General features: G+C 59.3%; 14 protein-coding genes. 13 read left to right on the top strand and 1 reads right to left on the bottom strand.

Annotation, left to right across the window (positions count from 1 at the left end):
- Positions 1 to 62: 62 nt before the first annotated feature.
- From ruvX to L8U60_RS01285, 12 genes are all read left to right on the top strand, one after another.
- Positions 63 to 605 (top strand): Holliday junction resolvase RuvX, encoded by a 543-nt coding sequence (ruvX, locus tag L8U60_RS01340; RefSeq protein ID WP_269964583.1) that lies wholly within the window; start codon positions 63 to 65, stop codon positions 603 to 605.
- A gap of 8 nt (positions 606 to 613) precedes the next feature.
- Complete coding sequence (locus tag L8U60_RS01335; protein ID WP_274708387.1) at positions 614 to 1,762, top strand: endolytic transglycosylase MltG; 1,149 nt, start codon at positions 614 to 616, stop codon at positions 1,760 to 1,762.
- Positions 1,763 to 1,793: 31 nt separating this feature from the next.
- Positions 1,794 to 2,699: a shikimate dehydrogenase gene (locus L8U60_RS01330; protein ID WP_269964581.1), complete on the top strand. Its 906-nt coding sequence runs from the start codon at positions 1,794 to 1,796 to the stop codon at positions 2,697 to 2,699.
- Positions 2,700 to 2,736: 37 nt separating this feature from the next.
- Positions 2,737 to 3,240, top strand: coding sequence for a prepilin peptidase (locus tag L8U60_RS01325; RefSeq protein ID WP_269964580.1), 504 nt, complete (start codon positions 2,737 to 2,739; stop codon positions 3,238 to 3,240).
- A 31-nt stretch (positions 3,241 to 3,271) separates the two neighbouring features.
- Positions 3,272 to 4,492 carry a chorismate synthase gene (gene aroC, locus L8U60_RS01320; protein WP_269964579.1) on the top strand — a complete coding sequence of 407 codons (1,221 nt, stop codon included), beginning with the start codon at positions 3,272 to 3,274 and terminating at the stop codon, positions 4,490 to 4,492.
- Positions 4,485 to 5,108 (top strand): shikimate kinase, encoded by a 624-nt coding sequence (locus L8U60_RS01315; RefSeq protein ID WP_269964578.1) that lies wholly within the window; start codon positions 4,485 to 4,487, stop codon positions 5,106 to 5,108. The genes aroC and L8U60_RS01315 overlap by 8 nt, the downstream gene beginning before the upstream one ends.
- A gap of 76 nt (positions 5,109 to 5,184) precedes the next feature.
- Positions 5,185 to 6,252: a 3-dehydroquinate synthase gene (gene aroB, locus L8U60_RS01310; RefSeq protein ID WP_269964577.1), complete on the top strand. Its 1,068-nt coding sequence runs from the start codon at positions 5,185 to 5,187 to the stop codon at positions 6,250 to 6,252.
- Between the two features lie 46 nt (positions 6,253 to 6,298).
- Positions 6,299 to 6,733, top strand: a complete 435-nt coding sequence (gene aroQ, locus L8U60_RS01305; protein ID WP_269964576.1) for a type II 3-dehydroquinate dehydratase — start codon at positions 6,299 to 6,301, stop codon at positions 6,731 to 6,733.
- The gene (locus L8U60_RS01300) at positions 6,730 to 7,821 is read left to right on the top strand and encodes a M24 family metallopeptidase (protein ID WP_269964575.1); all 1,092 of its coding nucleotides are present in this window, start codon (positions 6,730 to 6,732) and stop codon (positions 7,819 to 7,821) included. The genes aroQ and L8U60_RS01300 overlap by 4 nt, the downstream gene beginning before the upstream one ends.
- Before the next feature lie 91 nt (positions 7,822 to 7,912).
- Positions 7,913 to 8,476 carry an elongation factor P gene (efp, locus tag L8U60_RS01295; protein WP_269964574.1) on the top strand — a complete coding sequence of 188 codons (564 nt, stop codon included), beginning with the start codon at positions 7,913 to 7,915 and terminating at the stop codon, positions 8,474 to 8,476.
- Positions 8,477 to 8,552: 76 nt separating this feature from the next.
- Complete coding sequence (gene nusB / locus L8U60_RS01290; RefSeq protein ID WP_269964573.1) at positions 8,553 to 9,149, top strand: transcription antitermination factor NusB; 597 nt, start codon at positions 8,553 to 8,555, stop codon at positions 9,147 to 9,149.
- 14 nt (positions 9,150 to 9,163) lie between these two features.
- Positions 9,164 to 10,012, top strand: a complete 849-nt coding sequence (locus L8U60_RS01285; RefSeq protein WP_269964572.1) for a PPK2 family polyphosphate kinase — start codon at positions 9,164 to 9,166, stop codon at positions 10,010 to 10,012.
- A gap of 19 nt (positions 10,013 to 10,031) precedes the next feature.
- On the opposite strand, the gene L8U60_RS01280 is transcribed toward L8U60_RS01285, so the two are convergent.
- Complete coding sequence (locus L8U60_RS01280; protein WP_269964571.1) at positions 10,032 to 11,933, bottom strand: Hsp70 family protein; 1,902 nt, start codon at positions 11,931 to 11,933, stop codon at positions 10,032 to 10,034.
- A gap of 132 nt (positions 11,934 to 12,065) precedes the next feature.
- Between L8U60_RS01280 and L8U60_RS01275 the strand changes: the two genes are divergently transcribed.
- On the top strand, positions 12,066 to 13,409 hold the full coding sequence (locus tag L8U60_RS01275) for an IS256 family transposase (protein WP_269964570.1): 1,344 nt from the start codon (positions 12,066 to 12,068) through the stop codon (positions 13,407 to 13,409).
- Positions 13,410 to 13,511 lie beyond the last annotated feature (102 nt).

Raw genomic sequence — 13,511 nt, 5'->3', positions numbered from 1 at the left:
CGTGAGTGAAGGCACACACAGCTGCCGTCCATCCGACACACAGTTGAGGTCTACGCGAACAGATGAAGGTACATCCGGACACCCCCGGGGTTGATGATCCTGGAGCTGGCCGCCGCATCGGCATCGATGTGGGCACCGTGCGCATCGGTGTGGCTTCATCCGACCGTGACGGGCTTCTGGCCACCCCGGTGGAAACTGTGCCTCGCGTGACGGGTTTCAAGGACCGTGATGGTGAGGATATTGAGCGGCTGCTGGCAATCATTGAGGAGTATGAGGCCGTTGAAGTTGTCGTCGGTTTGCCGCGCGACCTCAAGGGCAATGGCTCTGCCAGTGTGAAGCATGCCAAGGAGATCGGTTTCCGTATCTCCCGGCGCAGTGATGTCCCGGTGCGTTACGCGGATGAACGCTTGACCACGGTGGCTGCCACGAACGCTTTGCGTTCCTCCGGTGTGTCGGAGAAGGCTGGCCGCGCTGTGATCGATCAAGCTGCAGCCGTGGCGATTTTGCAATCGTGGCTCGACGGGCGCGCTCACGCGTTTGCCGCGCGCCAGAACTCGGCTGAGAAGGCCGAATCCTCCCTGTTGAATGACCCCAAGGAGAATTAATCGTGAGCATGGCACAAACCTCTCAAGGGCGCACCCGCGGTGTTGCGGTGCTTATTGTGTCCATTCTGCTGATCCTCGGAGCAGTGGTGTACATCGGCGTTGCCCGCTCGTCCTCGTCGGGCGCGGATTTCAAAGGCGATGGCAATGGTGTGGAGCAGATCGTGGAGATCCCGGAGGGCTCCAACCTGACCGCGCTAGGTCCGACGTTGGAGGAGCTTGGGGTTGTTCGCTCGAATCAGGCTTTCCAGTCCGCTGTGATGTCTAATCCGGATTCGGACAACATCCAGCCGGGTTTCTACCGCCTGCAGGAGAAGATGAGCGCGAAGTCCGCGGTTGCGGCCTTGCTCGATCCGGCCACGCGCATTGAGATGTTGAAGATTCCAGGGGGCTTGACGCTTAACGACGTCCGCGTGGTCGGCGGCGATGTCCGCTACGGGATCTTCTCCAGCATCTCCCGAGTGACGTGTGGTGAGGACGGTAAGGGGGCCGGCTGCATCAACGTTGAGCAGCTGCAGGAAGTGGCAGCGAATGCTGATCCGTCTGAGCTTGGTGTCCCTGAGTGGGCACTGGGCCCAGTGAGCGCACGTGCTGGTGACCCGAAGCGCCTTGAGGGCTTGATTGCACCGGGCGAGTACGTGGTGAACCCCAATGCTGACGCGAAGACGATCCTGACGGACCTGATCACCCGTTCGGCGAAGATGTACAACGGCACCGACATCGTTGGCCGTGCGCAGGCGATTGGTTTGAGCCCGTACGAGCTTCTCATCGCTGCATCCCTGGTGGAGCGTGAAGCGCCGGCAGGAGAGTTTGACAAGGTTGCCCGCGTGATTCTGAACCGTCTGGCTGCCCCGATGCGCCTGGAGTTTGACTCCACGGTGAATTACGACTTGGAGTCCGTTGAGGTTGCTACCGGTGATTCGGACCGTAAGCGCGAGACCCCGTGGAACACCTACGCCAAGGATGGTCTGCCGGATACGCCGATTGCCTCCCCGTCCGAGGAAGCGATTCGTGCGATGGAGAACCCGGCTGAAGGTGAGTGGCTCTTCTTCGTCACCATCGACAAGACCGGTACCACGCTGTTTACCAACACCTTCGAAGAGCACCAGGATGCTGTGCAGCGTGCATACGAGTCCGGCATCTTGGACTCCCAGCGCTAGAGCAACGACGAACTAGAAAGAACAGGCAGCAATGAGTGCTCCCGAGGCCGATCAGCAAGCCACCCCCTCACCGGAATCGACATACCGTGCGGCGGTGCTCGGTAGCCCGATTGAGCACTCGCTGTCTCCAGTGCTGCACTCTGCTGGCTACGCCGCCGCTGGTCTTGATGGCTGGCACTACGAGCGGATTGAGTGCACGGCAGAGCAGTTGCCGGAGATCGTCGGTCATGCTGATGTGAGCTACCGGGGTTTCTCCGTGACTATGCCGGGCAAGTTCGCGGCACTGGAATTCGCCGATGAGGTCACTGAACGTGCACGCGCTATTGGCTCAGCGAACACCTTGGTGTGGGAGACCCGTGACGGCAGTTCTATCTGGCGCGCAGACAACACGGACTGCGAAGGTATCTCCGGTGCTCTCAATGAGCTCGTGGGGGAGAAGGAGCTCGGCCATGTCCTTCTCATCGGCAGCGGTGGTACCGCGCGTCCCGCGCTGTGGGCACTGACCCAGCGCGGTGTGGACAAGGTGACGGTGCTCAACCGCTCTGACAGGTCAGAAGAGCTCCTTCCGCTGCTGGAGAACACCGGGGTGGAAGCGGAGTTCATCAACTTTGAGCGTGACCTCCGCGACCTTGCCCTGGGAGTGGACGCAATCATCTCTACCGTCCCGGCAAAGGTTCTAGAAACGCGTTATGCGGAACTTGGCCATGCCCCGGTCCTCGACGTGATTTACAACCCCTGGCCAACCCCACTGGCTACATGTGCTGCGTCGAACGGCCACCTGACCGTCGGGGGTTTGGTCATGCTGGCCTGCCAGTCTTACTCCCAGTTCGAGCAATTCACCGGTGTGGACGCACCGCGAGAAGAGATGCGTGAGGCATTGTTCCGTCATGTCGGCTGGGTATCCCCAACCGGTGTGACACGCCAGAATCGCAGGTAGGCTTAAGCCCCACACACTGATCTGGGGGTGGATCACCATGTTTGGGGGAAATGCCACGTACATACACCTGGCTGCACACGCACATCCAGCCGCGCTGGCTGTAGCAGCGCTACTAGCGCTCGCATGGTCCGTAGCACTCGTCATCGTTGACCTCCGCCAGCAGCGGTTGCCCAATGCGTTGACGCTTCCGGCGGGAGTAATAGCCGTAGCCCTGTGCTTTTTCTTTCCCACTGGGTGGTGGGGCCTGCTGTGGCCGGGGCTGTATGTTCTCACGGCAGTAGCCGTCCCTGTCGGGACCGCCGAAAGCAGTGCAGCTCTGAGCGTCAGCCCTGGCATCGGTGGTGGTGACATCAAACTCGCATTGCCACTGGGTGTGGCCGTGGCGCTTGCCGGCGGACTTGCAGGCGTGCTGGGTGTGATGTTGCTAAGCAGCATGATCACCGCCCTTGCACTGCTGCTCACCCGCAAACCTGGCATGGCGCATGGTCCTTCGATGATCGTGGCCGCGTGGATCGTGGCTATTACGTGCGCCCTTACGTGAGACTGTGTAGTTCATGTGAGACAATGCCTGCATGCTTCGATGGACTACTGCAGGTGAATCCCACGGTCAGGCGCTTATCGCGATGGTTGAAAACATGCCGGCTGGGGTCACTGTCTCCACTGAGGAGATCGGCCACCAACTTGCACGCCGCCGCCTTGGCTACGGCCGTGGCGCGCGTATGAAGTTTGAGCAGGACGAGCTCACGGTTCTTTCCGGTGTCATCCACGGGAAAACGATTGGTAGCCCGATCGCTGTGATGATTGGCAATACGGAGTGGCCGAAGTGGACCACCATCATGTCCCCGCATGAGTTGGACATAGAAGACCCAGAGGTGGCCAAGGCGATGAGCTCCGGCCGCGGTGCAGCACTGACGCGCCCGCGGCCGGGTCACGCCGATTTCGCCGGCATGATCAAGTACGGCTTTGATGCGGCGCGTCCGGTGTTGGAGAGGTCGTCGGCACGCGAAACTGCGTCGCGCGTGGCGGCCGCAACGATCGCGCGTTCCTTCCTGCGTGAGGTCCTTGGCGTGGAGGTGCTCTCGCACGTCATTTCCATCGGTGCCTCTGAGCCGTACACAGGCCCGCTTCCCACGTTCGAGGACATTGAGCGTATCGACGCCTCTCCGGTCCGCGCATTCGGCGAAGAAGCTGAAGCGTCCATGATCGCTGAAATTGAGTCCGCAAAGAAGCAGGGCGACACCCTCGGCGGCATCGTCGAGGTGATCGTGGAAGGCCTGCCGATTGGCCTGGGTTCCCACGTCTCTGGTGATGCACGCTTGGATGCGCAGCTGGCTGCAGCGCTCATGGGCATCCAGGCGATCAAGGGCGTTGAGGTCGGCGATGGTTTTGAGGAAGCACGCCGTCGTGGCAGCGAAGCCCACGATGAGATGGTGCGCGACGGTGACGGTGTGCGCCGTGAGACCAACCGTGCCGGTGGCCTTGAGGGTGGCATGACCAATGGGGAAGCCCTGCGTGTGCGTGCCGCGATGAAGCCGATCTCCACTGTTCCGCGCGCACTGAAAACCGTGGATATGTCCTCCGGTGACGCCGCAACGGCGATTCACCAGCGCTCCGATGTGTGTGCTGTGCCGGCAGCTGGCGTGGTTGCTGAAGCCATGGTGGCACTTGTTCTGGCACGCGCAGTGTTGGAGAAGTTTGGCGGCGACAGCATTGAGGAAACGAAGCGCAACGTGGAGGCGTACAAGCAATACGTGGCGGACCGTCTGGCTTTCGAAGGGGACAGCGATGACTAATCCGGTTCCCCCGGCTGTGCCGAAGCCCGGACCGCCACCGAACCGTCCGGTTCAGCCACACACCACGGGTGATGTTGTGGAGGGCAATGGCAGCGAGCAGGTTGTCCATGGCTCCCCACGCGTTGTCCTGGTTGGCCCTCCGGGTGCTGGGAAGTCCACGATTGGTCGCCGTCTCGCACGCGCATTGAATCTGCCGTTGGTGGACTCTGATGACCTCATTGCCAAGGGCGAAGGTAAGCCCACGGGGGAGGTCTACTCAGAGCTCGGCGAGGAGCGCTTCCGCGAGGTTGAGGCTGAGTACGTTGCACGCTCACTGGCATCCGGCGGTGTGGTCAGCTTGGGCGGTGGTGCCGTGGTTACGGAATCCACGCGCACACTCTTGCAAGCTCACACCGTGGTGTGGATTGATGTGTCCGTGGAAGAAGGTGTGCGCCGCACCTCCGGTAACAATTCGCGCCCGGTGCTCAACGCCGAAGATCCGGTGGAGCATTACCGCGCACTGCTGGAAACACGTGAGCCGTTGTACCGCGAGGTGGCTATGCACCGAGTACGCACGGATTCGCGCCCACCGCAGCGTCTTGTCGCGGAGATTCTTAACCTCATCGAATCCCGCTGATTCCGGCCCACGCGCAGCGCGCAGTAGCAATAATCAACGAGTAACAACCACCGATCCGCGAAGAAGGCTTTTCACCATGTCTGTTATCAGTGTCACTGGCCCAAACCCGTATGACGTGCACATTGGTGCAGGACTCGATGAGCAGATCGCTGCGCGCGTAGCGGACACGGGCGCACGTCAGGCCGCGATCATTCACCAGGGCCCACTGGCTCCGGTGGCGGAGAAGCTCCGTGATCTCATTACCGCGAATGGGGTAGAGGTCACCCTCGCGGAGATTCCCGATGCGGAAGACGGCAAGTCACTGACGGTTTTGAGCGGCCTGTGGGATCTCTTCGGCGAGAAGAATTTCTCCCGCCAGGGTGTTGTGCTGGGCCTTGGCGGGGGCGCAACCACGGACCTCGCTGGTTTCGCTGCCGCAACGTGGATGCGCGGTATCAAGGTCATTCAGGTGCCCACGACGCTGCTCGCCATGGTGGATGCGGCCGTGGGCGGTAAGACCGGTATCAACACGGACGCGGGCAAGAACCTCGTTGGTGCTTTCCATGAGCCGGATTCTGTCTTCATTGATCTGGACCGCCTGGACACCCTCGCGCACGAGGAATTCGTTGCCGGTTCCGCCGAGATCATCAAGACCGGTTTCATCGCCGATCCCGTGATTCTGGAGATCTACCAGCAGGGTGATGACGTGCCCAAGAACAAGATCGCCGAACTCATTGAAAGGTCTGTCGCGGTCAAGGCCAAGGTGGTGAGTGAGGACCTGAAGGAATCGTCGTTACGCGAAATCCTCAACTATGGGCACACGCTCGGGCACGCGCTGGAGAAGCGCGAGGATTACCGCTGGCGTCACGGCAATGCCGTCGCCGTGGGCATGATGTTTGTCGCTCTGCTGGCGAAGAACAGGGGGCTTATCAGCGATTCAGTGGTTGCCCTCCACCGCGACATCCTCACGAGCGTGGGCCTTCCGGTGACCTACGACCCGGATGCTTTTGATGAGCTGTACGAGGGCATGACGCACGATAAGAAGAACCGCGATGGCCGCATCCGTTTCGTCGTCCTCGAAGGCATTGGCATACCGTCTCGCCTGGAAGATGCGACGATTGAGGAGATGCGTCAGGCGTACACTGAGCTCACGCAACTGAGCTGAGACAACGCAACGGCACAGAATGTGCAGAATCTAAGGAGGGTGTGACGTGAAGGTTTATGTGCTCAATGGGCCAAACCTGAACCGGTTGGGCAAGCGCCAGCCGGAGATCTATGGCTCGACGACACTGGCGGATGTTGAGCAGCGTCTACGCGCGCTCGCTGGTGATCGCGTGGAGCTGATCTTCTGCCAGTCCAATCACGAGGGCGATCTTATTAGCGCGGTGCATGAGGCTGCCGATAACGGCGCCGCCGTGATTATCAACCCCGGTGGCTTCACCCACACCTCCGTTGCGCTACGTGATGCACTGGCAGAGATCAGTGACGCTGCGGGCTTCATCGAAGTGCACATCTCCAACGTGCACGCGCGTGAGGAGTTCCGCCACCATTCGTACTTGACGCCCATTGCCATCGGCGTGATTGCCGGCCTGGGCATTCATGGTTATGAGCTCGCGCTTGAGTACTTTTTGAGGAGGATCTCATGAGTTTCGCTGATTCCCGGTTCCTGACCCGTCGGCGCGCGTTGTCCGCAAAGCTGGCGGGCAGGCGCATTGATTCCTTCTTGGTCACGCACCCGACGAACGTGCGCTACTTGTCTGGCTTCTCCGGCTCCGCTGGTGCGCTGTTGGTGAACAAGGATCTGTCTGCCGCTATTGCGACGGATGGGCGCTACACCACGCAGATCGCCGAAGAGGTCAAGGACATTGAGGCCATGATCGTGCGCAATGGGGCAGAAGCACTTATTGCCACGGTGCCGGAGGGGTGGCGCGTGGGCTTTGATGCAGCACGCACCACTGTGGCTGAACTCGAAGCGATGAAGAAGGCCTGCCCGGATGGTGTCACCCTTGTTCCCGTTGATGGGGCGATTGAGGAGATCCGGCTGCGCAAGGACCGTTACGAGCTGGCCCGCCTGGAAGAGGCAGCGCAGATTGCTGTTGATGCGCTGACCGGTCTCATCGAGGCAGGGGAGCTGCGGGCGGGACGCGCGGAGCGTGACGTTGCTGCTGACCTTGAGTACCGCATGCGTGTGCTGGGTGCGGAGCGCCCGAGCTTTGACACCATTGTTGCTTCCGGCCCGAACTCGGCGCTGCCGCACCATGGCGCGGGGGAGCGTGTGATTGAGGATGGCGACATTGTCACGATTGATTTTGGCGCACACTACCGCGGCTTCAACTCGGATATGACCCGCACGTTCATCATCGGGCATGTCACGGAGTTCTCCCGTGAGATCTATGAGACCGTGCTCGAGGCCCAGAAGGCTGGCGTGTTCGCAGCAACGCCTGGCCGTCCCCTCGTTGAGGTGGACAAGGCCTGCCGCGACATCATTGATGCTGCTGGCTACGGCGAATACTTCGTTCACTCCACCGGCCACGGTATTGGCCTTGACGTGCATGAGGGGCCGGCCGCATCCACGCGCGCGGACGGCTCGCTGGAAGAAAATATGACGCTGACCATTGAGCCAGGCATCTACGTGCCGGGCCGTGGTGGCGTGCGTATTGAGGACACGTTGGTGATCACCTCCGGTGCGCCACGAGTGATCACGCAGTTCCCGAAAGACCTGACTGTCCTCTAATCCGGCCACGCTGCCTTAAGCATGTGCTGATCAGTGGTGTAGCATGGGCTTGTTTTAACACAGCCAGATCTACTTCAAGGGAGATTATTTCGTGGCAACCACCGCTGATTTCAAGAACGGCCTTGTGCTCAAGATTGACGGCAAGCTCCAGCAGATCATCGAGTTCCAGCACGTGAAGCCGGGCAAGGGCCCTGCTTTCGTGCGCACGAAGCTGAAGGACGTCGTCTCCGGCAAGACCGTGGACAAGACCTGGAACGCAGGCGTCAAGGTGGAAACCGCAACGGTTGACCGTCGCGACATGACCTACCTGTACAACGATGGCCAGAACTACGTTGTCATGGACGACAAGACCTACGAGCAGTACGAGCTGCCGGAGGACAAGTTCGGCGACGCTGCTCGCTTCCTCCTGGAGAACATGCGCGTACAGGTTTCCTTCCACGAGGGTGAGGCTCTGTTTGCTGAGCTGCCGATCTCCGTGGACCTGAAGATCGAGCACACCGATCCGGGCCTGCAGGGCGACCGCTCCACCGGTGGCACCAAGCCGGCGAAGCTGGAGACCGGCGCTGAGATCCAGGTTCCGCTGTTCCTGGAGACCGGCAACGTGGTCAAGGTGGACACCCGCACGGGTGAGTACCTGTCTCGCGTGAACAACTAGGCACTACCTCTAGTTTCTTCCATTGAAGCGGGCTCAAGCTGGGCCCGCTTCTCCCAACTTTCCAACTTTTTACAACATGTCTGATTACAAACGTCATGGTGCGCGTTACCGTGCACGCCGCCGCGCTGTAGACATCCTCTTCGAGGCCGAGACCCGCGACCTGGATCCCGTAGCCATCGTTGAGGATCGCATCAAGCTGGCTGAGGACCCGGCGAATGCCGTGGCTCCTGTTGCTGACTACACCCGTGAGATCATCGTGGGTGCCGCGGAGAACCTCGATGAGATCGACGAGTCGATTGAGCGTTTCCTCTCTGAGAACTGGGAGCTCAACCGCCTGCCGGCTGTCGATCGCGCCATCCTGCGCGTGGCTACGTGGGAGGTTCTGTACAACCCTGACGTCGACCCTTCCATCTCCATCTCCAACGCGATGGAGATGTCCGTGGAATACGCCGGCGACAACGCCCCGCCGTACATCCACGCCGTGATCGATGACATTGTTCAGGCCAACTCCGCCGACGCCCCCGATATCATCACCGGGGAGACCGGACTCATCGGCTTCGCTGAAGAAGATGAGATTGACGCACCCGTCGAGGCCATCGAACCAGAAGCGACCACTGAACCGGAACCGGCAACCACCGACACTAACGAAGCACCTGCAGTCGAGCAGGAGTAGGAGGGAGGCTCATCGTGGCCAAGGTATCCATCAAGGAAGCAGAAGCACTTCGTGTTAGCGAGGATTTCGTGCTTGCTAGCGTTGACCCCGCGTCCACCCCGGGTGTGAGTGAGGACAACGTTGAAGATGCTTTTGATGAATTCGACGATGAGCTCGATGAACTCCAGGAGTGCTTGTACGCCAATGGCCGTGCGGGCAATGAGAACGCCGGTTCCATTCTCTTGGTCCTGCAGGGCATGGACACTGCCGGCAAGGGTGGCATCATCCGCAACGTTGTGGGTGAGACGATGGACCCGCAAGGCGTGCACATCAAGGCCTTCGGCAAACCAACGGAAGAAGAACTGAAACACGACTTCCTCTGGCGCATTGAGCCGCACCTGCCCAAGCCGGGCATGATCAGCGTGTTTGACCGTTCCCATTACGAGGACGTGTTGGTCCAGCGCGTCAAGCAGATGGCCCCGCCGGAGGAGATTGAACGCCGCTACGACGCCATCGTCGATTTTGAAGCCAAAGCCGCTGCCAACGGCACGAAGATCATCAAGGTCATGCCACACATCTCCAAAGAATTCCAGGCAGAGAACCTCCGCAAGCGCATTGAGCGCCCGGACAAGCACTGGAAGTATAACCCAGGCGATATCGACGATCGCCGCCTCTGGGACGAATTCCAGGAAGCATACGAGATCGCCCTAAAGCGCACCTCCACCGACGTCGCCCCTTGGTACTGCATCCCGTCTGACAACAAGGACTACTGCCGCACCGTGGTGAAGACCCTTTTCGTCCAAGCCCTCCGCGACCTCAACCTGGAATGGCCCAAGGCCGACTTCGACCCCGAGGTCGAGCTGCAGCGCCTCGCTGAGTCCTAGGCGACGCTACTACCCACTGCTAGTCCCACCAGATGCCGGCGTCCCTGGCCCATTTCTCGGCGTAGGTGGAATTCGGGAAACCGTAAACAAAAAATCCTACGTTCTCTTCTTCTTGGTAATAGTGCAGGTTACCGTCATCATCATCGATAGTGGTTATAGCTGTTCCGCTGGGATTGATGCTGTACTTGTCGGGAATGAATGACTGCATGTCCTGATTGGTCGAGCCTGACGTGGAGGACGACTGTTCATCTAAGAACGAGCGGATGTTGTTCCAGGGAGATCTATACAAATCAGTCTGTTCGAACCCCATGGAGACAATGCCGTCACCGTCCAATCCGTAGGTTGTCTTGGTTTCTGCTTCAGGAAAGCAGAAATAAGTGTCGCTCATTGTTGTCTGTCCGCAAGCGGAGAGATTGACCATCTCAAGAACGCTTTGAGGATAATCGGCCAGTTGACTTCTCATCGCGAGTTCTTCGGCTTCTTTGGCTTTCTCGTTCTTTATCGATGTTGAATACCAATCAAGAATTGCAAGCACGAGAGCAATGGCCAAAACAGCGCCAAATATCCGCAGGAGAAGCCGACTTCGTTTTTTAACCGTTTTGCTCTTGGCCTTCTTGTCATTTGCACGCTGAGTTTCGACCTGCGTTTTGGGCTTGTCTTCAGCTTTGGGCTTGATCCGGTTTTGGGGCGCTGCAGGCTTGACCGGCTGTGGTGCCGGGGCTGGCGTGGAAAAGTAGTGCTTCTGGGAAGATGGCTGTGGCGCAGGAGTGGTGGTGTCCGGCGTGGGGTTCTTCGGAGCGGGCTTCTGGTCGCTTCCGGTGGTGCCTGGGCGTTTCTGGGCTTGCTGGAGCGCGATGAGGGCGCCTTGGGCGACGACGGTCTTGGGGTCGTCGAGGGTGGCAATTGGGGCGATGTTCTTCAGTGCCTCGTGGAGGGCGGGCACGCGGGAAGAGCCGCCGGTGAGGTAGAGGGCCACGAGGTCGTCCGGGGAGTTGATGCCCCCGCGACGGAGGGTTTGCTCCGTGAGGTTGATGGCGCGGTTCAGGGGAGCGGAAATGAGCTCGTTGAGCTCGTCACGGGTGAGTTGGAGGCGCTCCTCGTGCAGGCCGCCGTGGACGGGGATGGTTGCGCTGGGGACGTCTGAAAGAAGTTCTTTGGCCTCGCGGATGGATGTTTCCAGGGCGTGAAGTTCACGCAGTTTGGCATCGCGGCGCAGGTAATTGAGGAGGTCAGGGTTGACGTAACCGAGTTCCTGGTCGACCCAACGACGAATGGTGGCGTCGAAGCTTCGCCCGCCGATGGTGTTATTGCCGTCAGCAGCAAGAACGGTGAACTTGCCACTGTTACTCGCTTCCAAAACAGCGATGTCGACTGTGCCACCACCGATGTCAAAGACAGCGATCTTGCTGCCGGCGGCGAGGGCATTATCGCGTGTGTAATACGCGGCAGCGGCACGGGGTTCGGAGATGACAACGATGTTCTCAAACGGGATGCCGGCCCGCACGGCTGCTTCAGCAAGCGCATTGACTTCGTGTTCGGACCATGCATCAGGGTGAGTGAGCAGGAGCGTGCCCGGTGCAGTGCCGTTGTGCGCGCGGGCGGCACGTTCGATTGCATCGCGGTAAATGGCAGCGACGATGTCCACGGTCTCGACTTCGTAGCCATTGATGGACACCACATCCTGGCCGATGAGACGCTTCGGGGCGGGGATGTAGCCATTGGGGTTGGCTTGCGCGCGCGAGAGCGCGACGGGGCCGGTGGAAATCTGATCAGGGGAGTCAACGTACACCGACGACGTCATGGAGCGCTGGTCGTTGGAAAGGTTGACGGCTTCGACAGCGCCGTGAATCGGATTGGTATGAGCCGCGGCGGTGTTAGAGGTGCCAAAGTCAATCGCGAGCGCCCAATCCGTTACGGACATGCCTTCCTACTTCCCATCCAGGTTCATTCAACCTGCTAAGCCTATCGAATGGGCGCCAAGGTTGTTACTCATGGTGAGAGTGTCTGATGGTTTGTGTGTGGGTTCCCAACCTGCATGAGGAGACGGACCAGAATGACTACTGTGGCACGACGAGACCCGGCTGATAAGGCCAAGATTGATGCGATTGAAAAGAAGCTGCTTGCTAACCCTGAAATCGCGAAGCTGATTGATGAACTAGGCACGTCTACAACGGATGCCAATGACCTAGTTCGGGGCATGTTGCAAGCCTCGATTACCAGGGGACTAAATGCGGAAATGGACGCCCACCTGGGATATCAGGCAGGCGACAGAGGCGCTAAAGCCTTAGCTGGCACTGATAACTACCGCAATGGCAGCTACCCGAAGACCGTGGATTCTAATTATGGGCCGGTTACTGTTGATATCCCTAGAGATCGGGCTGGCACATTCATGCCGACCATGGTCCCTAAAAGCTCTAGGCGTTTGACTGACGTTGATGACATGATCGTCAGCTTGTATGCCGGTGGGATGACAATTCGTGACATCCAGCACCATATGGCAACTGCGATGCGGATTGATATTTCCCATGAGACGATTTCCGCAGTCACCGATGCCGTCCTCGACGAGGTCATGGTCTGGCAAAACCGCCAGTTAGACGAGTTCTATCCCGTGGTGTTTCTCGATGCATTGCGCATTAAAGTCCGCGACGGTGGTCGGGTTGTCAACAAGTCCGCCTACATGGCTATCGGTGTGGACCTTGACGGCATCAAACACATTTTGGGATTGTGGCTTGCCAAAGAAGAAGGCGCGTCTTTTTGGGCGCAGGTGTGCGCCAATCTTTCTAACCGTGGGGTCAAAGACGTCTTTATCGTCTGTTGTGACGGGCTCAAAGGCCTACCAGAAGCAGTAGAGGCAACCTGGCCTGGATCCATGGTCCAGACGTGTATTGTGCACCTGATCAGGGCTGCTAACCGGTGGGTTGCCTACGGTGATCGTAAGGCTGTCTCAGCGGCGTTGAAGAAGGTCTATACCGCCCCGGATGAGCAGAGCGCCGCTGCCGCATTGGATGAGTTTGAGGTCTCTGAGCTGGGGCAGAAGTACCCACGGTCGGTGAAGGTGTGGCGGGATGCGTGGGAGAGGTTCACGCCGTTTCTGCAGTTCCCGCCGGCAGCAAGGAAGGTGATCTACACGACGAATTCAATTGAATCCTTCAACAATGAGCTGCGTAAAGCCACTCGTAATAGGGTTCAGTTCACTAATGATGACTCAGCGCTGAAGACGCTGTGGCTGATGATCTGCAATATTGAAGATAAACGAGCTGCTCGGCGGGCCAAGGAAGGCAAACGAGCCTCCGCTACCGCTGGCCGACTCGTCGAAGGAGCCCGGGTTTCCGGCTGGAAACAAGCCATCAACCAAATGGCTGTGGCCTACCCCGACCGCTTCGACAAATACCTGTAAAAACAGCCCCACACACAAATAACTTGACACGCTCCTCATGGTGCCAGAGATACGCCGATGAGAAACCCCGGTAGCACTGTTGCGTCGTGTGTAGCCTTGCGG

This window comes from Corynebacterium meitnerae (assembly GCF_027570075.1).
Taxonomy (GTDB): domain Bacteria; phylum Actinomycetota; class Actinomycetes; order Mycobacteriales; family Mycobacteriaceae; genus Corynebacterium; species Corynebacterium meitnerae.
The sequence above is the reverse complement of the archived record's forward strand: the minus strand, read 5'-3'. Positions and strand labels throughout refer to the sequence as shown.

Excerpts from the sequence above, each read along its gene's own strand:
- L8U60_RS01315 (WP_269964578.1), top strand. The coding sequence starts at position 4,485 with ATGACTAATCCGGTTCCCCCGGCTGTGCCGAAGCCCGGACCGCCACCG.
- nusB (WP_269964573.1), top strand. The coding sequence starts at position 8,553 with ATGTCTGATTACAAACGTCATGGTGCGCGTTACCGTGCACGCCGCCGC.
- L8U60_RS01330 (WP_269964581.1), top strand. The coding sequence starts at position 1,794 with ATGAGTGCTCCCGAGGCCGATCAGCAAGCCACCCCCTCACCGGAATCG.
- L8U60_RS01280 (WP_269964571.1), bottom strand. The coding sequence starts at position 11,933 with ATGTCCGTAACGGATTGGGCGCTCGCGATTGACTTTGGCACCTCTAAC.
- ruvX (WP_269964583.1), top strand. The coding sequence starts at position 63 with ATGAAGGTACATCCGGACACCCCCGGGGTTGATGATCCTGGAGCTGGC.
- aroC (WP_269964579.1), top strand. The coding sequence starts at position 3,272 with ATGCTTCGATGGACTACTGCAGGTGAATCCCACGGTCAGGCGCTTATC.
- L8U60_RS01275 (WP_269964570.1), top strand. The coding sequence starts at position 12,066 with ATGACTACTGTGGCACGACGAGACCCGGCTGATAAGGCCAAGATTGAT.
- aroB (WP_269964577.1), top strand. The coding sequence starts at position 5,185 with ATGTCTGTTATCAGTGTCACTGGCCCAAACCCGTATGACGTGCACATT.
- L8U60_RS01325 (WP_269964580.1), top strand. The coding sequence starts at position 2,737 with ATGTTTGGGGGAAATGCCACGTACATACACCTGGCTGCACACGCACAT.
- L8U60_RS01335 (WP_274708387.1), top strand. The coding sequence starts at position 614 with ATGGCACAAACCTCTCAAGGGCGCACCCGCGGTGTTGCGGTGCTTATT.
- L8U60_RS01300 (WP_269964575.1), top strand. The coding sequence starts at position 6,730 with ATGAGTTTCGCTGATTCCCGGTTCCTGACCCGTCGGCGCGCGTTGTCC.